This window comes from Burkholderia sp. Se-20373 (assembly GCF_017104705.1).
GTDB lineage: Bacteria > Pseudomonadota > Gammaproteobacteria > Burkholderiales > Burkholderiaceae > Burkholderia.
In genome coordinates this window covers 81,850-106,432 of the sequence record NZ_JAAGPH010000007.1, presented here as the reverse complement: position 1 = coordinate 106,432, position 24,583 = coordinate 81,850, and the positions used below count along the sequence as shown (strand labels likewise).

General features: G+C 63.6%; 32 protein-coding genes. 7 read left to right on the top strand and 25 right to left on the bottom strand.

Going from position 1 to position 24,583, the window contains the following annotated elements:
* Positions 1 to 252 precede the first annotated feature (252 nt).
* Positions 253 to 1,074 (top strand): lysozyme inhibitor LprI family protein, encoded by an 822-nt coding sequence (locus G3N96_RS04390; protein WP_346778874.1) that lies wholly within the window; start codon positions 253 to 255, stop codon positions 1,072 to 1,074.
* 127 nt (positions 1,075 to 1,201) lie between these two features.
* Here the strand turns inward: G3N96_RS04390 and G3N96_RS04385 are convergent, their stop codons facing one another.
* The 4 genes from G3N96_RS04385 to G3N96_RS04375 form a co-directional block, all read right to left on the bottom strand.
* A complete protein-coding gene (locus G3N96_RS04385) occupies positions 1,202 to 1,450 on the bottom strand; it encodes a hypothetical protein (protein WP_089440216.1) in 249 nt (82 codons plus the stop codon).
* A gap of 116 nt (positions 1,451 to 1,566) precedes the next feature.
* A complete protein-coding gene (locus G3N96_RS39660) occupies positions 1,567 to 1,692 on the bottom strand; it encodes a hypothetical protein (RefSeq protein ID WP_260431380.1) in 126 nt (41 codons plus the stop codon).
* 290 nt (positions 1,693 to 1,982) lie between these two features.
* On the bottom strand, positions 1,983 to 3,329 hold the full coding sequence (locus G3N96_RS04380; protein ID WP_206136360.1) for a pitrilysin family protein: 1,347 nt from the start codon (positions 3,327 to 3,329) through the stop codon (positions 1,983 to 1,985).
* The gene (locus G3N96_RS04375) at positions 3,329 to 4,627 is read right to left on the bottom strand and encodes a pitrilysin family protein (protein WP_241022474.1); all 1,299 of its coding nucleotides are present in this window, start codon (positions 4,625 to 4,627) and stop codon (positions 3,329 to 3,331) included. Before G3N96_RS04375 ends, G3N96_RS04380 begins: the two co-directional genes overlap by 1 nt.
* 1,145 nt (positions 4,628 to 5,772) lie before the next feature.
* Here G3N96_RS04375 and G3N96_RS04370 point away from each other — a divergent pair.
* Positions 5,773 to 6,045 (top strand): AbrB/MazE/SpoVT family DNA-binding domain-containing protein, encoded by a 273-nt coding sequence (locus G3N96_RS04370; RefSeq protein WP_206136358.1) that lies wholly within the window; start codon positions 5,773 to 5,775, stop codon positions 6,043 to 6,045.
* A 26-nt stretch (positions 6,046 to 6,071) separates the two neighbouring features.
* A complete protein-coding gene (locus G3N96_RS04365) occupies positions 6,072 to 6,410 on the top strand; it encodes a type II toxin-antitoxin system PemK/MazF family toxin (protein ID WP_206136357.1) in 339 nt (112 codons plus the stop codon).
* Positions 6,411 to 6,441: 31 nt separating this feature from the next.
* Here G3N96_RS04365 and G3N96_RS04360 read toward each other — a convergent pair whose 3' ends face one another.
* From G3N96_RS04360 to G3N96_RS04330, 7 genes are read right to left on the bottom strand one after another with little or no spacing between them, the layout of a single operon-like run.
* Positions 6,442 to 6,729 (bottom strand): hypothetical protein, encoded by a 288-nt coding sequence (locus G3N96_RS04360; RefSeq protein WP_206136356.1) that lies wholly within the window; start codon positions 6,727 to 6,729, stop codon positions 6,442 to 6,444.
* Complete coding sequence (locus G3N96_RS04355) at positions 6,726 to 7,316, bottom strand: hypothetical protein (RefSeq protein ID WP_206136355.1); 591 nt, start codon at positions 7,314 to 7,316, stop codon at positions 6,726 to 6,728. The genes G3N96_RS04360 and G3N96_RS04355 overlap by 4 nt, the downstream gene beginning before the upstream one ends.
* On the bottom strand, positions 7,313 to 7,468 hold the full coding sequence (locus tag G3N96_RS04350; protein WP_174959596.1) for a hypothetical protein: 156 nt from the start codon (positions 7,466 to 7,468) through the stop codon (positions 7,313 to 7,315). Before G3N96_RS04350 ends, G3N96_RS04355 begins: the two co-directional genes overlap by 4 nt.
* Positions 7,469 to 7,506: 38 nt before the next feature.
* Positions 7,507 to 8,559, bottom strand: a complete 1,053-nt coding sequence (locus G3N96_RS04345; protein ID WP_206136369.1) for a phage Gp37/Gp68 family protein — start codon at positions 8,557 to 8,559, stop codon at positions 7,507 to 7,509.
* 25 nt (positions 8,560 to 8,584) lie between these two features.
* Positions 8,585 to 9,034: a hypothetical protein gene (locus tag G3N96_RS39100; protein WP_241022472.1), complete on the bottom strand. Its 450-nt coding sequence runs from the start codon at positions 9,032 to 9,034 to the stop codon at positions 8,585 to 8,587.
* A complete protein-coding gene (locus G3N96_RS04335) occupies positions 9,031 to 9,267 on the bottom strand; it encodes a hypothetical protein (protein ID WP_206136353.1) in 237 nt (78 codons plus the stop codon). Before G3N96_RS04335 ends, G3N96_RS39100 begins: the two co-directional genes overlap by 4 nt.
* Positions 9,264 to 9,824: a helix-turn-helix transcriptional regulator gene (locus G3N96_RS04330; protein WP_206136352.1), complete on the bottom strand. Its 561-nt coding sequence runs from the start codon at positions 9,822 to 9,824 to the stop codon at positions 9,264 to 9,266. Before G3N96_RS04330 ends, G3N96_RS04335 begins: the two co-directional genes overlap by 4 nt.
* Before the next feature lie 233 nt (positions 9,825 to 10,057).
* Here G3N96_RS04330 and G3N96_RS04325 point away from each other — a divergent pair, with 233 nt between their 5' ends.
* Positions 10,058 to 10,318, top strand: coding sequence for a DUF1488 family protein (locus tag G3N96_RS04325; RefSeq protein ID WP_206136351.1), 261 nt, complete (start codon positions 10,058 to 10,060; stop codon positions 10,316 to 10,318).
* A 2-nt stretch (positions 10,319 to 10,320) separates the two neighbouring features.
* Here G3N96_RS04325 and G3N96_RS39095 read toward each other — a convergent pair whose 3' ends face one another.
* Both G3N96_RS39095 and G3N96_RS04315 read right to left on the bottom strand, forming a co-directional pair.
* Positions 10,321 to 11,820, bottom strand: coding sequence for a hypothetical protein (locus tag G3N96_RS39095; RefSeq protein WP_241022471.1), 1,500 nt, complete (start codon positions 11,818 to 11,820; stop codon positions 10,321 to 10,323).
* 16 nt (positions 11,821 to 11,836) lie between these two features.
* On the bottom strand, positions 11,837 to 13,744 hold the full coding sequence (locus tag G3N96_RS04315) for a DNA cytosine methyltransferase (protein WP_206136350.1): 1,908 nt from the start codon (positions 13,742 to 13,744) through the stop codon (positions 11,837 to 11,839).
* A 309-nt stretch (positions 13,745 to 14,053) separates the two neighbouring features.
* Here G3N96_RS04315 and G3N96_RS04310 point away from each other — a divergent pair, with 309 nt between their 5' ends.
* The 3 genes from G3N96_RS04310 to G3N96_RS04300 all read left to right on the top strand — a co-directional run bounded on the left by G3N96_RS04310 (position 14,054) and on the right by G3N96_RS04300 (position 15,530).
* Positions 14,054 to 14,539 carry a hypothetical protein gene (locus G3N96_RS04310; RefSeq protein ID WP_206136349.1) on the top strand — a complete coding sequence of 162 codons (486 nt, stop codon included), beginning with the start codon at positions 14,054 to 14,056 and terminating at the stop codon, positions 14,537 to 14,539.
* 165 nt (positions 14,540 to 14,704) lie between these two features.
* Positions 14,705 to 14,974: a hypothetical protein gene (locus G3N96_RS04305; protein WP_206136348.1), complete on the top strand. Its 270-nt coding sequence runs from the start codon at positions 14,705 to 14,707 to the stop codon at positions 14,972 to 14,974.
* Positions 14,975 to 15,041: 67 nt separating this feature from the next.
* Positions 15,042 to 15,530: a hypothetical protein gene (locus G3N96_RS04300; RefSeq protein WP_206136347.1), complete on the top strand. Its 489-nt coding sequence runs from the start codon at positions 15,042 to 15,044 to the stop codon at positions 15,528 to 15,530.
* An 89-nt stretch (positions 15,531 to 15,619) separates the two neighbouring features.
* Here the strand turns inward: G3N96_RS04300 and G3N96_RS04295 are convergent, their stop codons facing one another.
* The 12 genes from G3N96_RS04295 to G3N96_RS04240 form a co-directional block, all read right to left on the bottom strand.
* Positions 15,620 to 16,243: a 1-pyrroline-5-carboxylate dehydrogenase gene (locus tag G3N96_RS04295; protein WP_206136346.1), complete on the bottom strand. Its 624-nt coding sequence runs from the start codon at positions 16,241 to 16,243 to the stop codon at positions 15,620 to 15,622.
* Positions 16,240 to 18,006 carry an ATP-binding protein gene (locus G3N96_RS04290; protein WP_206136345.1) on the bottom strand — a complete coding sequence of 589 codons (1,767 nt, stop codon included), beginning with the start codon at positions 18,004 to 18,006 and terminating at the stop codon, positions 16,240 to 16,242. The genes G3N96_RS04295 and G3N96_RS04290 overlap by 4 nt, the downstream gene beginning before the upstream one ends.
* On the bottom strand, positions 18,003 to 18,887 hold the full coding sequence (locus tag G3N96_RS39655; protein WP_206136344.1) for a DNA translocase FtsK: 885 nt from the start codon (positions 18,885 to 18,887) through the stop codon (positions 18,003 to 18,005). The genes G3N96_RS04290 and G3N96_RS39655 overlap by 4 nt, the downstream gene beginning before the upstream one ends.
* A gap of 30 nt (positions 18,888 to 18,917) precedes the next feature.
* Complete coding sequence (locus tag G3N96_RS04280; RefSeq protein WP_241022470.1) at positions 18,918 to 20,204, bottom strand: hypothetical protein; 1,287 nt, start codon at positions 20,202 to 20,204, stop codon at positions 18,918 to 18,920.
* 15 nt (positions 20,205 to 20,219) lie between these two features.
* Complete coding sequence (locus tag G3N96_RS04275) at positions 20,220 to 21,029, bottom strand: PD-(D/E)XK nuclease family protein (RefSeq protein ID WP_206136343.1); 810 nt, start codon at positions 21,027 to 21,029, stop codon at positions 20,220 to 20,222.
* Positions 21,026 to 21,325 (bottom strand): KTSC domain-containing protein, encoded by a 300-nt coding sequence (locus G3N96_RS04270; RefSeq protein ID WP_206136342.1) that lies wholly within the window; start codon positions 21,323 to 21,325, stop codon positions 21,026 to 21,028. The genes G3N96_RS04275 and G3N96_RS04270 overlap by 4 nt, the downstream gene beginning before the upstream one ends.
* A gap of 98 nt (positions 21,326 to 21,423) precedes the next feature.
* Positions 21,424 to 21,591 (bottom strand): hypothetical protein, encoded by a 168-nt coding sequence (locus G3N96_RS04265; RefSeq protein ID WP_206136341.1) that lies wholly within the window; start codon positions 21,589 to 21,591, stop codon positions 21,424 to 21,426.
* Positions 21,588 to 21,962 carry a hypothetical protein gene (locus G3N96_RS04260; RefSeq protein WP_206136340.1) on the bottom strand — a complete coding sequence of 125 codons (375 nt, stop codon included), beginning with the start codon at positions 21,960 to 21,962 and terminating at the stop codon, positions 21,588 to 21,590. The genes G3N96_RS04265 and G3N96_RS04260 overlap by 4 nt, the downstream gene beginning before the upstream one ends.
* Positions 21,963 to 22,134: 172 nt before the next feature.
* Positions 22,135 to 22,380: a hypothetical protein gene (locus G3N96_RS04255; RefSeq protein ID WP_206136339.1), complete on the bottom strand. Its 246-nt coding sequence runs from the start codon at positions 22,378 to 22,380 to the stop codon at positions 22,135 to 22,137.
* Positions 22,377 to 22,703: a hypothetical protein gene (locus tag G3N96_RS04250; protein ID WP_206136372.1), complete on the bottom strand. Its 327-nt coding sequence runs from the start codon at positions 22,701 to 22,703 to the stop codon at positions 22,377 to 22,379. The genes G3N96_RS04255 and G3N96_RS04250 overlap by 4 nt, the downstream gene beginning before the upstream one ends.
* 28 nt (positions 22,704 to 22,731) lie before the next feature.
* Entirely contained in the window at positions 22,732 to 23,322 is a 591-nt protein-coding gene (locus G3N96_RS04245) for a hypothetical protein (protein WP_206136338.1), read from the bottom strand.
* A 51-nt stretch (positions 23,323 to 23,373) separates the two neighbouring features.
* Complete coding sequence (locus G3N96_RS04240) at positions 23,374 to 23,790, bottom strand: hypothetical protein (RefSeq protein WP_206136337.1); 417 nt, start codon at positions 23,788 to 23,790, stop codon at positions 23,374 to 23,376.
* Positions 23,791 to 24,583: the final 793 nt, after the last annotated feature.

The following is a 24,583-nucleotide window of genomic DNA, read 5'->3' as shown; positions in this document are numbered from 1 at the left end:
GCGTGCGTGGCCGTCGTTCAGTCGATCGAGATCCCGTCACTTGCGAAGGAACACCGGGGCGTGTCGTGCCTGATGGTGCGCGTTCGTGCACGCACGCGTACCATGAGCGGCGCTGCGCGGTGTGGCGTGGAAGCTGCGTTCGGTGAAATGCAATAACGCCGCCCGGGTACGACAGGCCGTGATGCGCGATGCCGCGTCGAGGCAATGCGACCAAGAAAAAGCCGACTGAGAGAAAGCATGCGTGGGATTCGAGTGGCACCAGCCGGGCGGGTGGCTGGTTTGGCTTCGATGTTCATGCTGGGCGTTGGCGTGGCGGTGCCTGCCTTTGCGATGGACTGCGCGAAAACCGTGCAGTCGATCGAGAAGCGCATCTGCGCGAGCTCCATCCTGCGCGCAGCCGACTCGCGGATGAATTCGGCGTACATCGGTGCGCTGAAGGCCGCACCGGACACGGCGACACGCGACATGCTGGTGCGCAGCCAGCGCCGCTGGATCAGCGCGCGCAACAACCGTCTCGACGCCGATTACGAGGGTCGTCCGCTCGCCGTCGAAGAAGTGCGCAAGGCAATCGATCGGCGCACCGCCGTACTGGCCGATCAATCGAACAAAGGGTTGATCGCGCGCGCGCAGGCCGAGCGCCAGTGGCTCGCGAAATACACGGGCGGCCCGCTTACCGGTTTCGATGCAAACTGCGACTTCATTCCCGACGATGCGACTGGCACGCACGTTTCCTACGCATGTTTCGGCGCGGTCCATGTGCAGCATCGTGCGCGGGTCTGCAGCCAGAGCGAGGACTGGGCGACCGGGGCGGTCTATCAGTACCGGTTGGTGAGCACGGCCGATGGCGGGAAGGTGCGACCCGTTGCGTACTGCGAAGCGCAGGCCCATGGGAGTGCGTGCGACACCGGGGGCGCGCAATCGGCGTGGATGCGTGCGGGGGCATCCGGTGGCGATAACCACGCGTCGGCGCCGGTAGCCGGGCTGCCGCAACTCGATGCGGAAATGCGGCCGATCGGCGATGGCGACGATGCTTTGTGGTTCGAGCGCTGCCTGACCGCTGCGAAGTTTCCGTGAGCGCCGGATTGGATTGGTCTGTTGTGTGGGCCCGCTTCGGCGGGCTTTTTTACGCGCTCGTGGTTGGCGGTTCAATACGAGGCGGGCCGGGCGTGCGCAATGGCCGATGTTACCGGCCCGGCTTGTCTTATGCCGGGAATCCTTGCTCGTCGTCGTGCGGCGGCAGATCGAGCACGAGCTTGACCGCGCAGTAGTTCGCCTTGAGCGAAAACACGCGGCCGATCACGAGGAACGTCTGTCGCGAATTCTCGAGCTCGACGAAGTCGCCCGGTTGCGGCACGTGCGCGCCCTGGTCGTAGGAGAAGCTGGTGCTGGTTTGCTCGCCGATGGTTTCGGCTGCGTGTTCGGTGAACTCGATCGTGATGTGGGTGGTCATGCGAACCCCGTTGGGTAATGGAAGAGAGGCAAGAGCGTGGACGCTGCGATTTTCGCATAGCGACGGGGCGGTTCCGGCGGAATTGTCGGGAAGCGACGCTTGCGGGTGGATCTCCGTCACTTCGCCGATTTCCAGTCGAAGGCGGACCGCACGGTCTTGGCCGGCACGTTGCGCAGCGCCAGCCAAGGCAGCTTGATCGCCGCCTCGTCGTTCGGGAAGTGGCCACGCATCTTGCCGCACATGGCGTTGACGGTAAGCCGACAGCCCGTCATCCCGCATCAAACCGACGCGGGCGGCACGCACGTTTCCCATGCATGTTTCGGCGTGGTCCACGCGCAGCATCGTGCACGGATCGGCAGCCAGAGCGAGGGCCGGGCGACCGGCGCGGATGATCACGACCGGTCGGTGATTGTGACTGTCGGCGGGAAGGTGCATCCGGTGGCGTTCTGCGAAGCGCAGGCGCACGCAAAATCGTGCGGTGGCAGCCGCCGGGCCGAAGCCGGGCGGGGCACGGTACGAAGCGACGCGGCGGTTATTTCTCCGCAAACGTGCCTGCTTCCACCAATGTCATCCTGTCGGGGTCCAGGTACGTGCGGATGGCGGTGTTGACCTGCTCGACGGTCAACGCACGGACGCGCTCGGGATAGGTGTCCAGGTCACTCAGCGGGCGGTCCTGGAGCACCGTCTGGGCGATCATGGCGGCCATCTGCCCGGTGGTTTCCATTGCGACTTGATGGCGGCCGATCATGCCGTCCTTGCGCGCATCCAGTTCCGTTTGGGTCACGCCCTGTTTCCACCAGGCATCCAGAATCCGGCGCGTGCTGGCGACGCCCTTGTCCAGCAGGGGCGGGGCGAAGCTGCTGGTGATGACGAATCCGCCGTCCATCAGGGAGAGCCCGGACAGGCCGGCGCGGATGCCATAGGTCAGGCCTTCCTTGTCGCGGACCCCTGCCATCAGGCGGCCGGTGAAGCCGTTGCCCAGGATGTTGACAGCCGCGCTGAGGGGCAGATAGTCGGCATCGTTGGCGCGCAGGTCGATGGCCTGACCCAGCATCACGCTGACGGATTCCTTGTCCCCCATGGCGATGCGCTGCGTGTCGGGCCGGCTTGTCTTGCGCGGCGGGCCCTGTCGCACGAGTGCCCGGCCCCCGCTCCAGCCCGCGAAGGCTTCGGTCACCATGGACTGCAGGCGGCGAGGGTCCGCGCCGCCGACCACGACCAGCGTCATGTGAGCGGGCCCGTAATAGGCGTGATGAAAGGCCTTGATGTCGTCCAGCGTGGCAGCGGCGATTGCGTCGAGCATCCGTTCGCGCGGCACCGGTGCGTTGAGGTGGGCAGCGGGGTAAATGGACCGATTCAGCGCCTCGGTGGCCCGAACCGGCGGGTTTTCCCCGGCGTTACGGATCGCGGCCTCCAGCCGGCTCTTGGCCTTGGCCAGCTCCTCCGGCTTGAAGGCCGGCAGGCGCAACTGCTCGGCCATCAGGTCGATCAGCGTCGGCAAATCCTTGGTCAGGCTTTGGCCGTGTATGCCGACATAGCCGCCGTCGGTCTGGAACGACAACTGAGCGCCCAGGCTCTCCAGCAGCGCGGAGATCGCCACCTTGTCGCGACGGGTGGTGCCCTCCTGCAGCAAGATGCCCGTCAGCAACGGCACGGCGGGATTGGCCGCCTTGCTGGCCGTGTCGGCATCGCCCAGGGGCATCACCCCGGTCACGGACACCATTTCCTGCGGCGACATCGAATAGGTCAATAGCGTGATGCTGCCGGCCTGGGCGCGCACGACGCGGTCGGCGATGCCTGCCTGAGCCGCAACAGGCAGGCATAGCACGGCGAACCATACGATCCACGTCCGCAGAGGGTTGAAACGAACATGCTTCATCAGGATTTCTCCGGGACGAACCAGCCGGTGGTGCTCTGGTTTTCAATGAGGTACTTGCGGGCGACGCGCTGCACGTCGGCGGGCGTCACCTTTTCCAGTTCTTCGAGCTCCGTGACGAACCGTGTCCAGTCGCCCTGCGAGACCGCGTGGCCCAATCGGGCGGACGTCGCACGGACGCCGTCACGCTGGTAGACCTGATCGGCCCGGTAAGGGCCCAGCACCCGCTGGATATCCTCGCGAGTGACGCCCTCGGTCTTGATCCGCTCCAGTTCGGTCCAGGCGATTTTCTCGGCCTGCTCGTGTTTCGCGTCGGGCGGCAGGCTGACCGTCACGACGAACGGACCGGGATCGCGCAGCGCATGGAAGCCGGCGCCGGCTTGCGTGGCAACCGTGGTGTCGACCAGGGCGCGATACAGCCGGCTGCTCTTGCCCTGGCTCAATACCAGGCCCAGTACGGTCAACGCAGGCGCATCGGGGTCGAGCGCGCGCGGACCCTTGAACGCGATGATCAGACTGCCCGTTGCGCCCGCGCGTTTGAGCACCAGCCTGCGCGGCCCCTGCTGCGGCGGCTCTTCGGTCGTGACAGCGGGAATGGCCTTGGGCGCGCGCGGGATGCCGCCGTAATACTGCCTGACCCACCCCAACGCCTGGTCCGGCCGGAAATCGCCGACCAGGATGACGGTGGCGTTGTCCGGCCAGTAGTAGGTGTCGTAGAAACGGCGCAGGTTGTCCACGCTCGCATGCTCGATGTCGCTACGCCAGCCAATGGTGGGATGGTGGTAGGGGTGTGCCTGGTAAGCCGTGGCCATGACTTGCTGGAACAAGGCGGTGAAAGGACTGTTCTCGCCTCGCTCGTACTCGTTGCGTACCACCGTCATTTCGCTGGCCAGGTCTTCCGGGCGCAGCAGGAGGTTGCGCATGCGGTCGGCCTCGATCGCGATGTAGCCTTCCAGCGCATCGCGCCCGAGCGTGCCGAAGTAGTTGGTGCGGTCCATCGAGGTGGTGGCGTTGAAGGACGCGCCCACGCGCTCCATGTAGCTGTTCAGTGAATTGCCGAGCGCCTTGTTGTAGTGCCGGCTGCCCTTGAACATCAGGTGTTCGAGCAGGTGAGTGTCGCCGGTCGTGCCCGCGGCTTCGTTGCGTGAACCCACCTGGTACAACACCTGGAAACTGACCACCGTCGCAGCGGAATCGGGCACGGCAAGCACGGTAAGGCCGTTGGCATCCAGACGGTATTCGTCGATGCCGCCCAGGGAGCGCACGTGGGTCAAGCCCGGTACCTCGACGGGTTGGGCCATCGCCGTGCCTGCAATCAACGGGCACAGCGAGAACCACGTGCATATCAAACGTCGTACTGACATGTAGCGTCCTTTTGTATAGGCAGGATGAACGCGGAAGATCGGGCGCCGGCTCGGCGGTCAGTTGACTGCGATGCGTCGAGCGCGGCGAACGCGAAGTTTTTCATATTCTCCGATGTATGTTGACCGATGGCGCGTTGCGGGGACATCGCAGCCGTGACGCGTTCGTCGACGGCCGTACGTTGCTTGACCATCGACGTGTAGCGACAGACGGCGCGATCCCCGTTGAACGTGCCGATCACCTGAACGCGATTGTCGGGCGTGAGCTTCTTCAGTGGCGCATCGTCGTTCGAAGCCGATGTACCGGCGAAAAATCGGGACTTGCTGCCCGTGCCCCTGTGCAGCGTGACGGCAATCGTTGTGCTCAGGCGGCCCGACGTCGCGACATCGAGGACAACGCGGCCTCGCGGCGAGCCGATGAGCCAGATTCGACCCCATGCGGCAGTGCAGCCGAGGGGGAGGGAGGCTCATGCGCAATGCTACTTTGCGCCCCATTATCGTGAAATGAGACGAGTTCGAATGTTTGGGACACAGCCGGCGCACTCTCGTCGGCCGGACCCGGCCATGAAAGATCGTGAATGCAGGTGCGCTTTGCCTTCCGCTCGATCGAGAGTCTCGCCAGGATCAAAGGAAGCGCGGCGCCGCCAGCGCTTCAAACGCGTGGGTTTCGGACATCGCGTGAGCCGGTCGCGCGGCGATGCACTGTTTCAAGATGAAAGGGACGCATCGGGCAGCCGTCGCATGACGGCCCGCCGGCGCGTCGTGCGTCCGATTCGACGGTCGATGCCGCCGCCGATCGCCTGTTTTGCCTCGCCACCCCTAAATGGCTGTAAACTCACGCTTTTGCTGCCACGCCCCCACATTCCAGATGTCCCAATCCCCCAAAGTAGGGTTCGTATCCCTCGGGTGCCCGAAAGTAACCATATCTATATCAAACTGGGCGTGACCTTTCACGTATCAACGTCGTTGACACGCCAGTAGTTCAGGTCTAGTATTGGAGGCGTATCAACATCCGTTGATACATATTCAATGACGAGGTGGACGGTGAGGGTGAGAAAGCCGTCCATCGGGGTGATGGGTGTCATATGGCTATTCAAACGCTAAAGCGTTGGGGAAATAGCCTTGCGGTGCGAATCCCGGCAAACGTTGCGCAAGAAGTAGCGTTCGCCGAGGGTCAAGAGGTGGATGTTCATGTGGTTGATGGCCAAGTGCAGATTCGTCCGCACAGTGCGATCAAGCGCTTTTCTCGCGAACGATATTTGCAGCAGTTGCGCGAGGCGAAGCTGGAGCCGCATCCGATCATCGACTTCGGCGAACCGCAGGGAAATGAGTTCGAGGGACCAGACGAACGGCCCTGACGCGGAACCAGAGGGATCTGCAAAAGATGCACAACGGAGTTCCGGAAGCAGGGGATGTTGTTCGGCTGTATATCGGGCCGAGCAAGGGGAACGAGCAGGATGGCTATCGCGCAGTAGTGGTCATCACGCCTGTCGATATCAATGAGTTGACGGGGAGGTTTGTCGGCTTGCCAATCACGTCGACGGTGCGGGGCTGGGAATCGGAGATTCCGATCTCGAGCCTCGCGCGGCCAGGTGTAGCGCTCGTTGATCAGATCGTGAACCTATCGTTCAAGGCTCGTGAGTTCCAGTACAAGGGCGAGCGTGCGACGGATGAAGAGATGGAAGCGATCAAATACGCAGTTCGGATGTTCCTCGACCTGTAGCGAAACAACGGCGCCTCATGGGCGCCGTTGTTTATTTGATCCGCGTGCTGGGCGGCTGCGTAAGCACGCGTAGGTGCCCGTTGCCGATCAGGAAGTTTCGATACGACCGAATCGCGACGTCCCACACCGCACGCATCACGCTCGGGCCGGCCTCGACGATTTTTCCATTCTGGTCGACGACGGCGAGCGTTGCGGGAATGCCGTCAGGCGTCACGATGCTGAGCCCCTGAAAGCTGACGGCACTGATCGTGCTCGAGATCGCTGCTGCAATTTGCGTGTCGGCAGTCGGATTTTCCTGTTTCGATTGTTTCTTCGTCATTCCGACGTACCTCCTACTCGATTGAAGTCGACGACCCATACCCATGGGTTCGTGTCCCAGCTGTAGCCGCGTGCGGCGTTGAGGCTGTTCCAGAGGTTGCGGTAACCGTCGCGTGGCGTGCCGATGAGGCACTCCATGCCAGGAGGGAAAATGCCCTCGGCCAATGCGTCATCGTCGGTGATCGATTGCAGGCGCTCGATGCGCACGCCGGTTACGGCAAGCGTGATGCGAGAGGCCCAGCGCGGCATGAACATGGACGGCCGGTACTTGCCTACACACTCGTCTGCCGGGGCATTGCCGTCTGCCTCGTACCAGACCCGGTGCGGCTGAAGATCGCGCGGTGGCATGTCGTCACACCGACCATCGTCACCGGTCGTACGCCATGCTTCACGTACCCAGAGGTGATCGCCGGCATAGCCATACGGACTGAAGCCGTTGGAGGGTAAAGCGACATAGGCTGGCGCGAAGTTGGCTGAATTGAGCCAGTCGAGCGCTTGGCCGCGCACGACACGTCGAGTCTGTCGCTTGTAGCGACCGATGACGGCCCGAACCATGGGCGCGCTGAAAGGAATCTGCCGTTCGGTCACAGGTCGAGCTCCTTCGTTTCGGCGAATGTGGTCGTCGCGAGGCGCACCATTGCCCCGATGTTGGACGACAACTTCCATGACGGATACGTCGACGCGAGCTGCTCCTGCAGCTTCCTCCACTCGCCGAGCGTCATCGTCATGGTGAGCGTCATCGGTATGTCGTCAGGTCGTTGAATCTTGAATTCGGACTTCATCGTGCCTCCGGGAATTCGTCGTGCGTGCGGCCATCGAGCTCGCGGCCGGCGGCGCGCTTGCCGGCGCGGTGGACCATCGCCCAGCCGTCGGCACTGGCCGCACCTGCCGGATAGTCTTCGACGCGGTGGCCGCCAGCAGCGATGCGACCGTCGCGCGCGATCGCGGCGGTTTCGAAGCGGCCGGTGCCGAAGTCGCCAGAACCCGGCGCCCATTCGCCGTGTTGTTTGAAATGGAATGCGACGCCGGCGACTGAACACTGGTCGCGCAGCGAGCGGGCCCAGTCTGGGTGCATCGGCCGCGCGCCGGGGCCACTTTCGCCGCCGACGATCACCCAGTCGATCGGCTTTCCGCGCCCAGTGCCACGGCAATATGGGCACCGCACCAGCCAATCAGGCCTCCCGCGTTCGCAATGCGTTGGATCGTCACACCGATCGCCGTTGCAGCAGTGATCGCAATTTCTGCCGCCAGCGCTGTTGGTCCAGATTCGGGTGGGAAGGCGCAAGTCGACCGGCCCGAGCAGCGGCTCCATCGACAGAAAGCGCACGCGCGCCGGCACCGCGAACAGCTTCGGGATGTCGCGGTCGGCTTCCTCCTGGTTCACGATCGTCGCGCCGAGCCAGACGTTATCCGGCAGCCGCTCGACGCCGATGTGGCGCAGCATCATAGGCACGTTGCCGATTCTCTTCGTCAACAGCAGCCAGTCGAGGTTCGGCGTGTCGGCGATCAGCCGGAACAGATCGCGGCGCCACAGCAGGTCGACCTCGTTGTCGAACACGTCCGCGAGCGACGCGCAGAACACGCGCTGGCGCCGGCCGTGCGCGGCGAAGAACTCCGCGTGCGCGGCATTCCAGGCGAGCGGCTTCCGCCAATTCGCCGGCGACGTGCGGCGGCGCGGCGCTCCGGGCCCCCAGTTGACCGCCATGCCGCCGGCGAAGCGCGCGTTACGCGTCTCGGCGTAGCAATGGTCGCAACCGGGGCCGACCTTCTGGCAGCCTTCCCACGGATTCCACGTAGAATCACACCACTCAATACTTGTCTTCGTGCTCACGGTGTTTCCTATGGTGATGAAGGGCTCAAAGATGTCCGCTGAGAGCCGCGCCAAGATGAGCGCGGCTGTGAAGGCTCGACCGAGTAATCGGCTTGGACAGAAGCACAGCGCGGCGACGAGGGCATTGATAAGTCAACGGACACGCAAGAACACGCCGCGCGGCGACAAATGCCACAGTTACGTCGACGGCAAATCGAAGGAGCGAAAAGACCTTCGCTCGACGCCTGAAGGTAGGCAGTGGCGATTCGATGTCATGAGCCGAGACGAATTCGTTTGTGTGCATTGCGGTGACGACCGCGGCGGCAATCTCGAAGCGCACCATGTCCAGCCGTTTGCTGATTGCCCGGAGCGACGCCTCGATGTGAGCAACGGTAAAACGCTCTGCGAGCACTGCCACTGGATGGCGCATGCGTATGCCGGCATCCCGGGCCTTTGACGTGTGGTCGCACCACTCGATTTTGCTGTTCTCGCTCATAGGTCGATGTCCACGTATTTGGTGACGAAGCGCGCGTCCTCGCTGTGGTGACGGCGGTAGATGATGCGAATACCACCACCGAGTTCTAGCGGCCGGCCGCGTCCGTTGTCGTCGTTCAACTCGGCTTGGTGGTCGGCGCAGGCCGAGCGCAGTGTGTCGGCGAGGGCGAGGGGATCGGCCAGCAGTCGAAGCAGGAAGTCGTGGTTGATCTCGATGATCGTTCGCGTGCTCATGCGGCGAGTTCCTCATCGGTGTCGTCCATGGGTTGCTGAAAGACGCGGCCGCGCTCGCCGGAGGGGATCGTTACGAGACCCGCTGCGGCGAGGAACGGATTACGCTTCTTGGCGCTACGTGCCGCGCGTGCCGCAGCCGACTTGATCGCCGCAGGGCAGGGCACATCGGGAGCGTTCCCGACCGCCCAAACGGGACGCCACTGAGCACGGCCGATTGGCGGGATCCAGTCCACGATGCGCACCTCGGTGCGGTGATTTCTCAACATCTCGCTGACGCGCTGCTGCGAGACGCCGCAGCGCTTCACCAACTCGCGAACCGACAGCTGTTCCGCTTCGAGAATGGTGCGCATCCGGTTCCATGCCGGTGCGGCGATAGTCTTGTAGTTTCGGGGCGGCCGCGAGACCTTGAGCACCCTGGTGGCAAAGGTCTGGACTGACTTACGCGAATGACGCGGAAATGCTGCGTATAGAGCTTTGGGCGGGATGGACGACGGGTAGAGGCGGGCGAGCAGGCGCGCCTCGCCAGTCGTCCACAGGTTGGGTGTCGACTTCGACATGCTACGATTCCTCGCACAAAACAACTCGGGGTAGATATGGGGAAGCTCTCGCTCGGCGCCTGCGCGCTCATCGTTGTTGCGTTCGCGATCATGGGCGCCGCGTGGATGCTGCGGTACACGCCGGTCAATAACGCAATGGTCTGGGACCGATGGAGTCACGACATGTGTTTCGTCGATTTCACGACGCCCGGTAAGGGCCTGAAGTGCATGAAAGACGAATAGAGGAGAAGGCCGTGGCATACGAACCGACACCAGGTACCGAACCGCTTGAAAAAGACGGCGACGTTCACTTCTCGCTGACCGTCGACGGGGTCGTCCAACGCTTTTGCGTCTCGCGAGAGGCGCTGGAGGATCACTTCGGTGACCCGCCCGGGACCGCTTCTGATCGGCTGGCCGCGTTCGAGCGCGGGAAAGAGCGGATCTACCAGGCGGCTGCCGGCAAACAGGGTATTCCGGCGAGCGGCGTCCTCGTTGTTGGTACGTTCGATTTCTGACTTTACCGGCCGTCTCCTGCACGGGCGGCGTCGATGGCTGCAGCCAACGCGTTGATGTCGGAATCGTCGAGCGCGCAAGCGCGGTCGGCTCGGACGACCTGTTCTGCTGCCGCGATGAGGGCTGTCACCTCGGCGCGCGGCTCCCGCTGGCCCGGATGGGCGGCGAGAAGGGCGCGTTCGAATTCGACGAGGCCCACAATTTCGACGCCACCGCGCGTTTCAGCCCAGTCCAGATCAAAGCCATCGACGCAGGTGCTGTATTCGATCGTGCCGTTTCCGTATTTCGCAACGAAATGCGTAGCCGTCAGCCCGACAGGAGCGGATGCCGGGGCGGCAGAACCGGCGAGCCGCTTCCACGCGTCGCGTATTGCATTCCCAATGTTGATGTCGTGGCCGATACCCTCAAACATGCAGCCATCCCATTGGGTCGCGATCGCCTCGATGATTCCGGATGCCGAGGCGGGAGGGGGCGGGGCGGCGTAGAGCGGCATGACCGCCTTTTGTTGCTGAATTGGAGAGAACATCCAGTCCTTCCCCCACTCGGGCTTGCCGGATTTCTTGTTTGGCACACACCACGCCACCGGTTCCGCCGCCTGCGAGGGGGCTGCACAGTCAGGACACGGTACGGCGTCATAGCCGCCTTCGCCGAAACCCGTGACAACGAAACCGCCGACCTCCCCACGTCCGCCGCACGTTTCGCACGGCTTCACACCTTCCGCCCCCGCCGCATTAGTTTCGTCACAGAACGCCACCGGACGCACTTGCCAGCCCGGCGAAAGCTGATCGTGCTTCCCATCGAATTCGACCGAGAAGCGCGAGACGTGGCCGGTCGGAGAAATCCACGCCCAGCCGATCTGCGCCCCCGCCGCATTGGGCGACGAGGCGCGGGCCAAATAGCCAGCCAGAGCGGAGGTATAGTCGAAATTTGAAGGCGCGATGCTTTTCCACCATTCAGCGAACGCCGCCCGCTCGTCTGCCGCTTGCGGTTCGGGCTGCGCGACGGTGCGGCTAGCCGACACGAAAACCTCTCGCTGCTCGATACAGCCGACACCGAAGGCCGTCGAACGGTCATAGGTCAGGCAGGGGCCGATCTTGGTGTCACCGCGGCCGGTCGCGCTGCTGTGGATGAAGCTGTATTCCCATGCTTGACGAGCATCGGTCGATGGCTGCTCGACCGGAAAGCCGCCGAACGCATGCGCGATGAACTCGGTGATGATGAATCGATCATCGTCGTTCGGCTCGCGCGAATCGTTGTTCTCTCCGACGATTTCGAACGTCTCGATTGCTGCCAATGCTTGTTGCGCAGTCAGCCCGTCGGCCGGCGCTGCTTCGTGCTGCTCGACAGGGGATGCGGTGGCGATGATGTCGTCGGAGAAGCGAGCGAACGAGTCGGCATCCTGAAACAGCATTCCCGAGAAATACGAACCCGCGTACTTGCGTGCGATTGCATCGATCGATTCGCGCGTCAGCGCATCAGCGCGGCTCTTGTCGGTGGTCTTCATGGTGGTCCTCAGGTGGTCAGGCAGCGGGCGGCAGCGTCAGTGCGATAGCGATCGGGCGTACCCAGACAGGCGTCGCGGAGAGCTGGAACGTTTCGCCGGATTCGGCGAGCAGCAGTGTCGTGCCCATCACCTCCGCGATCGCCTGCGCCGCGTCCGGCGGTACGGCGTTGCCGATGCGCTCGCGCCACGCCTGGTCGGACAGGCCGTCGAGCTCGAGCTGCTCTTCAGGCTCGACGAGCGACTGCAGCACGGCCAGCTCCAACGTCGTGAACGGTCGATGCCATGTGCCATCGAGCGCGCGGATCACGGCGACAGTCTTCTCGTTCGCCGCGGGCATGCGCGGATCGGCGACGGACCAACGCCCGTTGTCGTGGCCGGCGGCGGCCGACACCGCGCCGGTGTGCTGATCCCAACCGACGACGCCGTAGTGTCCGCCGGTCAGGTACGCGTCGCCGCGCTCGCGGCGCATGCCCGGACGCGGGTCGGCCACGGCGAACGCACCTTGACCGCTATCGCTGCGCGCGATGACCGTGCCGGCCGGCTCGTCGAACCCAGTCACGCGGTACTTGCCGGCGCCTTCGAAGCTGGTGCTCGCGCGCGGATCGGCGACCGCGTACGCACCTTGGTCGTCGCCACCGATGACGGTCCCGGCGTGGCTAGCCCATTCGGTCACCTTGTACTTGCTGAAGAGCGGGCCGGCAGGCGGCCGCGGATCGGCAACGCCTTGACCGCCAGCGCTGGGCCCGGTACCACCCGTGACAACGCCGGCCGGCTGGTCGAATGGCACAACGCGGAAGCAGTTGTTGTGCTTCACGCCGGTACGCGGATCTGCCACGGTGTAGTAGCCCTGTCCAGGCGTCTGCTGGCCCGCGATCGTGCCGCAATGATCGTCCCATGGGAGCACGCCGTATGCGTGCCCGTCATTCCACTTGGCGCTCTGGGCGAATCGCGGGTCAGCTACGGAGAACGACCCGTTACCAGGCCGACTCGCGCCGGCGACGACGCCGCTGGGTTCTTCCCAGCGGTTCACGCCGAGCACGCCGTTGTGCATGTCCGGCACGATCAGGTAATCGCGCAGGTGGCCGTTCTCGATCGCGAGCTTGTTCAGGCTGCGCCAGTCGCTGCCAGCTTCGACGAATGCGAGGCGCACCCACGTTTTCCACTGCAGCGACGGCACGCGGTGCATCGGGCCGGCGGCCTCGACGTCGCCCGGCAGCGGCATGCGGCCGAGCAGCGTGCCGACGCCCTGCAGGCGCTTTACGGGCGGCTCGTACAGGAACGCCGGCACCTTTTCCACGTGCCGCGCGACGAGGAGGAAGCGCTTGCGGCTCTGCGCGAGGCCGGCGATCACGCCGCAGTCGTGCGTCGTCTCGTTCTTGGCGTAGCCGTAGTGCTGGAAGAGCTGGCCGATCTGGTCGAGCAGGTGACGGCCGCGCGTCGCGAGCCGGGGGACGTTCTCAAACACGATCAGCTCGACCGGATCGTCCTTCCATGCCTCGCACATCAGCCACACGCAGCGCAGCGTCAGTTCGTTGAGCGCCTGGTATTTCGGGGTGCGGCTGAGCGTTTCCGACAGCAGACCGGACGCGCCCTTGCAAGGCGACGAGATGAATACGCAGTGCGGATGCTGGTAGCCGGCGGCGTGGCGCACGTCGTCGGGAGTGGCTTCGCGCCAGCCGGCCGGCGGCTCGGTGCCATGGAATGCGGTGTACTGCTCGCGCGTGAACAGGTCCATGACCGTGCACGGCGTGCCGACGAGCGTTTCGAAGTCGCGCGCGGCCGCCGGATCGTTGTCGATGCCGCCAATGCAGCGCCACGTCGCGGTCATGCTGCCGACGCGGGAGGTGGCTTTGGTGAATCCCTTGGCGCCGCCGCCGAGGCCGCAGCAGAAACCGAAGCTGTTGTACACGCGCTGAACGTTCATAGATGTCCGAGGAATTCAAAAAAAATTGGGCGCCGTGCTGGCCGCCCGTAAAAAAAGCCGCGCATCCGAGGCACCGGAATTTGCGCGGCTTGGGGGTAAGTTGATCGTGCTACGATTCGCCCCAAAACAAGCGGGGGCACGATGAGAAACAGGAAAATGATTAGTTGGCTCGGGGTTGGAGCTGCAACTGGCGTGCTTGTGGCGTGGGGTGGCGCTACCACAGGTTGGACGAGACCCTATGACCCAGCAGTGATGGCGTACTGGGTCCAAGCGATAGGCTCAATCGGGGCGGTTTGTGCGGCGATAGCTGTGTCCGCGCTGCAACGCAGAAACGACCTGGAGCGCGAGCTCGATCGAGATTACTCCGCTCGCGAGCAGATTCTTGGTGGTATCGTCGCGATCTTGGAAGAGGCATATCGAGTGATCGACGAAACGCCGAGAAAGGCGTGGTCTGACGACAAGGTGGCTGCGTATTTTGAGAGCGTCAGTTGGGCGACAGAGTTCGAACACATCTATCAAGCGCTTGATCGCCTACCGCTCCACACGATTCCATGGTGGCAAATTAGTCGATCAGCTCTTGAAATGCAGTCGGCAGTCCGAGATTGCAAAAAAGGACTGTTGCCTCTTGAGTCTGGATTCGTGAACAGAAATGCGTCGTTTCCAAGAAAGCCGTGGCGACATCACCTGGATCGCATCGAGGAATGCTTTAATCATGCTGACGCTGCGATTGGCGTGGTTCGTTCAATGGAGCTAGCTATTCGCCGCAAGCCATCGCTCCCCGCTCAAAACGACTAGCTGAAATCACAAAAAGAAGGGCACCGACAAGCGCGGTGCCCTCAGCAAAACGCGTGAACCGAGGTAAGCCGCATGCTTGTAATCTGCTGCCGGAAACTGTGGACCTGTGGACGTTCGAAAGGGCCGTGCTATAGGATTCAACGAACCTTCCAAAGGAGATCGGTGATGTGGCGCGATGAAACGTACAACGGCTTTGAAATTCACGTTCTTCCCGTGTTGAAGCACAATCCATTGCCTGGGCAACACGTTCCATATGGCTATACGGGGTACGTGAATCGACCTGGTGCGGGCATTAAGGTGGAGGCGAATGTTCGTCGTTTCACTCATTCGTCAGCCGATTTTCCCGACGAGGCGACGGCAGCTCAGGCTGCATTCGAAGAGGGTCGATCAATAATCGATCGGACGCACCCCGATCTCACGATAGACGGGCTTTGAATGTGGAGTCTCCGGCACGGCGAGCTCGAGGCACTCTCAACGAACTTCACCCAAATAGGACACGTCCGTGAGCGACACTGAAAAACGATTGGCCGCATTGGAGATTGCGATCAAACATGTCTTTGAGCAGTTACCCTCCGAGTACCTGGAAGCTGCCTGCCGGTCACTCGATAGCGAAATTGAGAATTGGCAGGCGAGCCCGGTTCCACAACGAACAACGCTGACGCGGTCTAACGCGATGCAAACGGTGACCGAGTTCAATCCGAACGCCAGTCAGCAAGCTAAGGAGCGGCAGGCCGCTGGGGATGCACTTATGCTGGCGCGAAAGTTGATCTCGCGACACGGCTACGAGATCGAGTACAACGATTACAGCATCGACTTCACACCGTTGGACTGCGGCGACGGGGAGTTTGGAGCCCGGTGGTCCGCACGAAACAATCACCCGAATGCGCAAGGCGACACAGTGGAAAGTGGCGACCTTGGGCATCGTGGCTCGAAAGCCGAAATGGCTAGTCTAGGAGAGCGTAAAGCGAAGCGCTGGATCGATGAAAAGTAGTCTGATTTTGTGACAAAAGGGCCGTCCGAAGGCCGCTCATCGAAACGTCGCACAAGACTGCGGAGTTTGCACTGCGATAAGGTGATTGACTATTTCGGGCGCCACTCGGTGCCGCGCACGATCCGGCCCACGGGTTCGAGCACAAGCACCTCGGATTCCTTCTCGCTGCGCACGAGCGCGCTCCCGCGCCGCTGGGCTTTCTCGAGCGACGCGTGACGCCGCGGCTTGCAATACCTGCCGACCGTCACGAACAGAGGCGCGTGAGCGCCGACCGGTCCGAGCGTCAGCTCGTCGATGCGAGCCTCGAGTGCCGCGGCGTTCGCGCGCCAGGTGTCAGCTCGTTGTTGCGCGGCGTCGCGCTCGGCGGTGAGCCGCTCGACGTCGGCGCGTAGGTCCGCGATGATCCGCGCGACGTCGATGACGTTGGCATGCGGGTCCAGCGACGTCTCGACCAGGCCAACCGATACCAGAGCCGGCGCAGCGTCGGCCGCTGGCATGTCGTCAGGCGGTGTCGCTGGCTGCGCTGCGCGCGCGAGCCAGTACACGTACTCGTTGCCGCCGCCGGCCCGCTTCTCGCGCTCGACGATCGCCTCGCCGAGCATTCGATTCAGCTCCTTCGTCACGTCGAGATGCGGGAGCCCGGTTCCGGTCGCCACGGCCTTCGCCGTGGCTTCCGATGTCGCGGCGAGATACTTCTCGATGTCCTCTCTCACGCTGCCTCCCGTATTGCATGCTGCGCGGCCGGCGCGACCTGACCGCCTTCAACCCAGAATGCTTCGATGGCTTCCGGCAGGCCGCCGGGCGGCGTTTTCAGGCTCATGAACACTAGCGCCGTGTCGATCTGGTCGCTGTAGGCGAGATCGTCGAGCCAGTAGAGCAGGCGGTCGCGTTCCGGCCCGACCAGGACGTCGGCACGATCGAGCACGAGCAGCCTCAGGCCAGAGAAGTGGCTGATCGCCGCGGCGATATGCGCGTCGACGCGCCAGCGCTCCGATTCGGAGAGCAGGGCATACGCGCGGCCATCGGCGAGAACTTCCATCTCCTGCGTGATCGTCACGTCTGCCCATTCGGACATCTCGGCGAGGTCCGTCAGGCGCTCGTTCATCGGCGTCAGCGCCTCGCTGAGCAGGTCGGCGGGGATGCCGTTCGGCGCGAGCGTGTCGGCGATCGCCTCGTATGCCGCGACGTCTTCGTGCAGCGCCGCAGCCTGCTTTGCCAGATCGGCAGCACCGGCGGCGCGCCGCTCGATTTCGCGAAGCGTCGCGATGTCGGTGTCGAGCTGCTTGCGGCGGCGCTGGAGATCCGCGAGTTCCGAGCGCGCGGCGTCGCCGCTCTCGCGTGCGGCGGCCGCACCGCTGTCCTCCGCGTCGTCTTCGAGCGCCCGCAGCTGTGTCGCGGCCGATTCAGCCGCTTCGACGTCACGTTTCCGGTTCGCGGCCGCGTTTTGCAGCGTCTTCAGGCCGTGCTCATACTCGGGCAGCTTCGCGGCGGCTTCATCGTCGCGCGCGCCGGCTGCGGCAGCTGCCGACAGCACGCCGTTGAGGTAGCGCAGGAGCGCCCCGCATTCCGGACACGAACATTCGGTGCCGGCTGGCGCCGCACCGGCGCGCACCCGAAGCGCCTCGACCTTCGGCTGGAATTCGGCGACCTGCTCGTCGGCGAGCTGCGCGAGCTCGACCGCCTTCGCGTAACCGGCGGCGCGCGTGCGCAGGTCGGCGATTTTCGACGCACGCGCACGTGCTGCGGTGTCCGCTGCGTCAGCTGCGCCGATCTGCTGCTGCAGCTCGCCGATCCGGTCGTCAAGCGCCGCGCGGTCGCCCGTGAGCTTCCGCAATGCTGCCTCGTCGAACTCGACCGGTGCCGGGCGCCAGGTGGCTGCCTTCTGGCTGCCGTATGTCTCGCCGGTCGCGGTGCGCCACGACTGCTTCGCGCCGCGCGCGCGGTCGGCGGCTTCCTTCTGCGCGGCTTCAAATCCGGCACGCAACATCGGCGTGATCGCCGCGAGCCGCGCGGCGGCCGGTGCCGGTACTGCATCGGCGCGGAATCCGAGCTTGTCCAGCAGCCGAGCGCGCATTTCGTCGACGCCGATCTTCACGCCCATCAGGTCGTACAGGAACGCCCGGCGCTCGGCCGCGCCCAAGTGCGCGAAGCGCTGCGCGTCGAGCACCAGCGGAAGGCGCGGGTCTTCGGCGAGTTCGCGCTTCAGCTTCCCGGACGGCAGCATGACGCTGTTCGCTTGCTCGCCGCAGGCGACCACGATCTGGCCGCCATCGGCCCCCTCGGTGACTAGCGAGCCGTATTCCTTCTTCAGCGAGACGCGCACGGTGTCGCCGGTGAGCGCCATGCGCACGGCTTCCTGTAGGCTGCTCTTGCCGGCGCCGTTCGGGCCGGTGAAGAGGGCGACGGGCTTCGCGAGCCGGATGTCCGCCGTGCGGATTCCGAGCACGTTCGCCACGTAGATGTCGGTGATTTTCACGATTCCTCTCCCTGCGTTCCGCGCGGCCGCAGCACTGTGCGGCCGCCGTCCGAATCCATCGCACTGACGATGCCCTTGGCCTCGAGCAGCTCGACCAGCCGCGCGGCGCGGTTGTAGCCGATCTTGAACTGGCGTTGGACGCTCGAAATCGTGACTTTCTGCTGCTCGATCACGAAGGCTTCGACCTGGGCATACAGCGGATCTTCGTCGCCGCGGCTTGCCTGTTCCTCATGCCATTCCTTCCAGCCCTTCACCCATGCGATGCAGAGCTCGCCGGCCATCACCGGGCATTCGCTTTCCGGTTTGCCGTCGGCAGCCGCTTGTCGGCCGGCCTGATGCTGTTCGTCGATCTGCGCTTGCGTCGGCCCGTCGCCGAGCTTCGGCACCTCGCGGAACTCTGCGTCGACGATGTCGTCTGCGTCGGCGCGATCGCCATCCATGCCGTCGCCGTCCTGGTCGGTGTATTCGCGGCCGAGGTCGAAACCGCGCTGATCGGATTCACCGCGGACCTCGTCCATACCTCCCGTGTGCTCGCTCGGGTTTGCGACGACGACCAGGACGGTTTTCCCGCTGGCTTCGTAGAGCTCGTGCAGGTTCGGCTGAGAGCCGCCGAATTTCACGACTGCCTTGACGCCGTCTTTGATCGTGATCTGGTCGAGGTCACCCTGGACGACGATGCGGCCATCGCTCGCGATCAGGTGCGTCGCCATCTTCACGTTGTGCTCGACGCGCGCCCGCAGCCGGTCGATGACGTCGTTCTGCTTTTTCTCGGACAGCTTCACCCAGATGTCGGGCATCAGCTTCATTTCGGTCACCAGCGCCGAAAGCAGGTCTTTGCCGATGCTGTCGGCGGTCATCTGGAGGACGTTCTTGTCGGTCATGTCGAAATCCTTGGCGGCGGTAGGCGCGCGTTAGTCGGCGTTGATCGGGTTGCGCGGTCGGCGGCCAGCCGGCGCGGTCGTCTGGGCAGTTGGCTTGCCGGCGGCAGACTGTTCAGCTGCGGCGGTGATGGCGCGCATGCGCGCCGAGGCGAGGGCGTTCAGCTCGGCCTTCGCGGTTTCATCCGGTACACCGCTGATCGCGCTGCGGGCGAGGTCGAGGTCTTCGGGCGTCTTGGCGGACTCGATGTCTTCGCGGATGCCGCGCACGAGGCCGGCGACGTCGAAGTCGAAACCGCCTTGGCCGCGGCCGTCGTCCTCCTGCGGGCCGCCTTCGTCGTCGACCGGATCTGCTTGCGTGGCCGCCGGTGACGCGCCGTGCGTGTGCGATTCGGTCGCGGGCCCCATTTGCGCCTCCGACGTGCCTCGCGGGACTTCTTCGGCGGCCTGAGCGCGGCCGCCGCGCAGCTCGTCGACGGTCGTGCTGTAGACCGTATAGGAGCCGTCCGGGGAGACGTCGACGACATCTGCCTCTTCCTCGGACGTTCGGCCCATGCCCATGACGATGTCGGGCGCGTGGATGTTGCCGAAGAAGCTGCCGGCACGGTACTGGAACATCAGCGTCCGAAGGCCGGTTTGCCACTTCGATCCGGATTTCCCGAACCATCCTTCCTCAACGACCATCTGCATGCTGACAGGGGCGGATTCGATCACCGGCATGCCGATGTCACGATAGAGGTCGAGCATGCGGCCCGCGTATTTCCGTACATCTTCGGGGGACAGCCGCGGCTCGGGCGTGCCTTTCGGAAGTGCCCAGGCGATGCACTCGATGTCATCGACCTCGACCTCGCGCTCCTCGAAGATCGGTTTTCGAGCTTGCTGATTCCAGCCGGTCTTTTCCTTGTATTTCGCCTTGATCCGACCGCGGTTGACCATCTGAAAGCGAAGCGGTGTGAATCGCCCGGACGCGTTGATAGCCGCGATTACGAACTTGCCGGACCAGCGCAGCTTGCCCTCGATCATGTCTGCGTTCTGCATCACGGCGGTGATCGACATACGAACGGCGCGCGCGACCTCGATCGCGACGAGACAGTTGCCGATCGCTGACGGGTTCTCGACCCAGTGCTCTTCGTTCCCAGCCTTTTTCAGGTTGTGTGAACGGAACTGCGCGGGTACGGCGTCGCTGCTGGCATATGCCTTCGCAATCCGGTTCGCGAGCGAGAAGCCGCGCTCCGTGAACATGTCGACGGCCAGATCAGGCATCGTCTGCACGGCATTGCCGGCGCTATTCACGTCATTCAGTTGAAGGGGGGCGTTCATAGGAATGGACTCTCGTTATTCGTGGAACTGACAGGTGCCGTAGCGCGGGCAGTACTTCTTGTCGCACAACAGCGATTTGGGGTTGGGGTAGAAGCGTCCAGAGCGGAACATGTCCGCCGCGAACTGGATCAGGCCGGGCGTTTCCTCGGTACCGACCATCACGCGCTTGGCGTTCTTCACCGGCGCGGTCGCGACTTCGGGCGTGCCCTTGGTTTTCAGGCCGATGATCTCGGCGGTGTCGCTGATTTCCTCGCCCGTCGTGTGCTCGTAGAGCAGCTCGTACGTGCCGATCTGCGGTCCGTGCCCCTTCGTCACTGCGACACCCTGGGCGACGGCCTTCGAACCGCTCTTCAAGTCAGCGATGCCGGGACCCAACGCAGTGCGTCGAATGCGCGCGCGGTCCATCGTTCCGGTGAGACGGATGACGATGCCGCCGCCACAATCGATGTCGAGCGGCTTCGTCTCCATTTCGACGGCGACGAAGTTGTAGCGCGGTGCGACCTCGAGGCAGTACTTCGTCGTGAGCGAGATGCCGATGCGCTCGGCTTCCTTCAGGTTGAGATCGTCGCTTTCCGGGTTGTACTCGTTCGACGGGTCGTAGAGCTTGTCGACGAACGCACCGGCCGCGTCGTCGACGGTCAGGCCCGAGCCATCGAGAACGCTCTGGTCATAGGCGGCTGTGCCGGCGTGGATCGCGGTGCCGAGCGCCGCGCGCAGGCCCACCACGTTTCGCATCTTCAGGAGGTGGATCGCTTCCCACCTGTATGCGCATTCGAAAAGTGCGCCCCAGCTCGATGCGCGAACGGTGTAGACGGAGTTGGTCATTCCGATCCGTCCTCGGAGTCGCTCGCGGGCTGAGCGGCCGCTGGCATCTTCTCGATGCACACGTACGGGAAGCGCTGATCGAACGGCTTGATGTGCTTGTAGAAATGCGAGCCGATCGAGTCGGCACCCTTGAGGGCATCGAAGTTCGCCTGCGTGAAGCCGGTGTAGTGGTACAACGACGTCGGACCACCGGTGCGGCGATCCTTGAAACGAACCGCGAGGGTCTCGGACTCGGCGTCGTAGCCGATGCTGTGGATTTGCGACGACTCGACGGGCAGGGTGTCGATGGTTTTCATGCGAGGGATCTCCTGAAATATGAAAGCGACAGGCGTGACGCGCCGATCCGCGCGTGCGGATGCTGGTGGTCGAATGGGGGAAGCAAGCGAAAATGCGCTTACGTGCGCGTCATGAAGAGCGTCGCGGCGGACGTTCCGTCAGCGTTGAGGTCGGCGAGAATCACCGTGCACAGTGCCGCGATTGCGAGTGCCGCAAGGTAACCAACTATGGGATTCCATTCGAAGATCCGGTCTAGCAGAGCGCCGAGGAGGTCGAAGGGTGTCATGGTCGGTTGTCCGCGCCACAGTTCGGGCAGTTCTGTGAATATCGATCGGCGTCCCTCAAGAACCGTCCGCATCCAACGCAGTTGAGCTGGAAAGCATGTTGCTTCGCAGGTTTGATCAACGTGATTCCGCTATTGCGCAGCGCGGCGGCGCGATTGACGTATTGCATGTCGACTACGATTCGCGTCTTGCCGGCGATATATTCCTTGGGCCACGGAATGTCGGTTTCGCGTGCGTTGTGCTGCGCCTGGGCCTGCTCTTGAGTGAACAAGCGCGCTTTCGAAAGATCTGTTGTGTAGCCTGCCTCCGCCCACCAAAGCATGTCGTTCCCGACATACGCGCGGCTGTCTTGGACGTAGAACAGGCTGCTCATCCGAGGCTCCGCAAGTAGGGGCCGGCGATCAGTGCGCCGTACCAGAGGAAGCCGATCGCAACGCCGAACGCGGCAGCCCATGCCGAGCCTTCAACGACGTAGCGCAGCCGAGATACAGGCGTTGGCCTGTAACCGCGCAATACAGGTGAGAGGCTGTTGAGAGGCGTGCGCATCAGCGGCTCCTCCGCAGGGTACGCTCGGCGAACGTCGCGACGTTGTGCTTCGTGCGGTCGAGGATCTGTTGTGCGATCGTCTCGCTGCCGACCATGGCGATACCGAGCGCTGCCTTGCTGATCAGCATCTCCATCACGTTCGCGAGGGCATTCGGATTGCCGTACGCACCGGATTCGCGCACATAGTCGGCGATCAGCTTTTCAGCGAGGTCGCCGCATTGGGCGGGGGATTTGAGAGTGCTCATCGGTTGACTCCGGCGATGGTGATGTGCCGCACCGGCTCCGGCGCAGCCTTGCGGCCGGCCTTGATCAGCGCGGCGTCGAGGGCGAGGCGCACACCGGACGTCAGGCGGCTGTTACCTGCGTCAGCGTCGGCGGCGATCAGCTCGACGGCCATGAGCGTTTCGGCGAGCAGGTCCGCCTGCGGCGCGACGTTCAGTGCAGCACGCAGCCCTGCTATTTGGCGCGCGACTTGCCCGTCGAGGTCGGCGCTGAAATACGCACGCACGAATGCGTCGATCTGCGCCTTGGACGGCTCGATCGCAACTGGCGTGTTGATCTTGTCCATGTGGTCTCTCGGTGTGGTGTGGTGACGGTCAGCACGAGCACGTAAAGAACGATTCGCGCTTGTCTTCGTCGACAGTCTTGCCGGTTACGATTTCGTAGTGCTTCCAGAACTCGGGGAACTGGTCCCAATGGTCCTTGTAGGCTTCAGTGTTGTCGTACGTGTAGTCTTGGCATTCGATCCAGTTTTCTGCCGCGCTCATCAGCCGGCTATAGGTCTGGTCGATACGTGCGGCGAAGGCCTCGATCCATTTACGCGAGGCGGCTACAGGATCCAGATGAGGCTCGTCAGCGGTCACGTTCGTGATCTCGCTCGCCGGAAAATCCGGGTGCTCCCACACGTGACGCAGCGACCGGATCGTGCGTGGCAGCACAACGAGCCAGAACCTCTGACCGCGCTTTACGCGATCTTCAAGGAACGGATCTACGATGCCGGCCGGCTTGCCGGCGCGGACGGCGGTGCCATTCGGGCCGAGCGCAACGCGGTCGCCAGGCCAGAAATCGTCAGCTGCAACGACCGGCTCGACTGCGAGGTGGATTGCGTCGCGCTTCTCTGCTTCGCTGATGATCGTGCCGAGTGTTTCGAGTGCGTCGGTCGCGACGCTGCGCTTATCTGCTGACATAAGTCCTCCGGATGGCGTGGTGTAATTGGTCGCAGCAGCACGCGCGACTGGTCAGTAGTCGAGCGCGTGACGTCCGATGTGGTCGCTGCAGTGGGAAAACCCGGCGTTGCCCGGGCCGAAGCCGCGGCCGCATTCCGAACAACCGATGTTTTCGAAACGCGGTGCGGCCGCGCCCAGATCGGCTTCGGCGATGCGCCGCTTGATTTCTGCAGCGAGCGCGTCCTTGCAGACGTTCCAGACCTCGTACACGTCCTCGATGTAGCCGCGGCGCAGCGCGGCGTCGAGCACGGCGACCTGCTCGATCGAGAACGGCAGCACGTCGAACGTGATGGCGTCAGCGATCGCTTCGTTGCGTTCGTCGCGCGCCAGAGCGGCATCGTCCGCCGCCGCTTGCAGCTGGTCGGTGCGTCGGTCGATCCGCGCCGGCAGCTGCCGGATGTTGCTGTTGTCGGTTTGAGGAAGGCGCATCGCATCCTCCGTATGAAAGTAGGATTGCTAACTGAATTGATGTCTTGAACTGCAACGCTGCGTGCGCAGCTCTCACTGGTGACGCCTCGAGATTACGAACCGCCACCGGTCAGAGCTGTGAGAAGTGCCGGTTACGTTATCCGGCGCCGGTTAGCATCCCGGCCGTCCTCTTGACCTTCCGTCGGCTTGCCAAGCCCTGGTTGAAGGTGACGGGCCCACTTCGTTTATCTCTCGCAGGGCAGGCGAGTCGCACTCACCGATGGGGTTTGTTGCCCATCTACCCGGGTGCAATTTCGTATGTCTGTGCGTGTCTTTCCACGCCGTCAGCGCCACGTTGGCCGGCTGCTCGCGCTCTACGGTCTCGCCCGTCTGCCTTCTGCGATCCGACTATCTCGAAGTCGGCACAACGTCCGTCCGTGGACATTTAAGGGGACCGTCTTGGACGAAGAGGTCATCCAGTCCCGGCAAGAACACTCGTCGAATGCGCTTGCCGTGAGTGGTGATTCACCGCAGGGCGCTGACTACACCCGTCCGAGACGGCTCCAGCTGCCCTGCGGTTTTGTGCCGATTACCAAGCCATCGGTCACGTGTTGCTGGCTGTCTTGTGTCAGGTTCACTCGGGTCTTGCATGCCACCGCGGTCTTCCGCGGCGTCCGTCCTGACTCACGACGCTGATCGCGCCGGCCGGTTGCTCCGCGTGTGCGGTCCCGGCTTGCCTTCGATTGTTAGAGAGCGATCCGCTTCGGGCGGTGGCGCGGCGTCGGTGCCGCGTTGAACGAATAATCACATACGT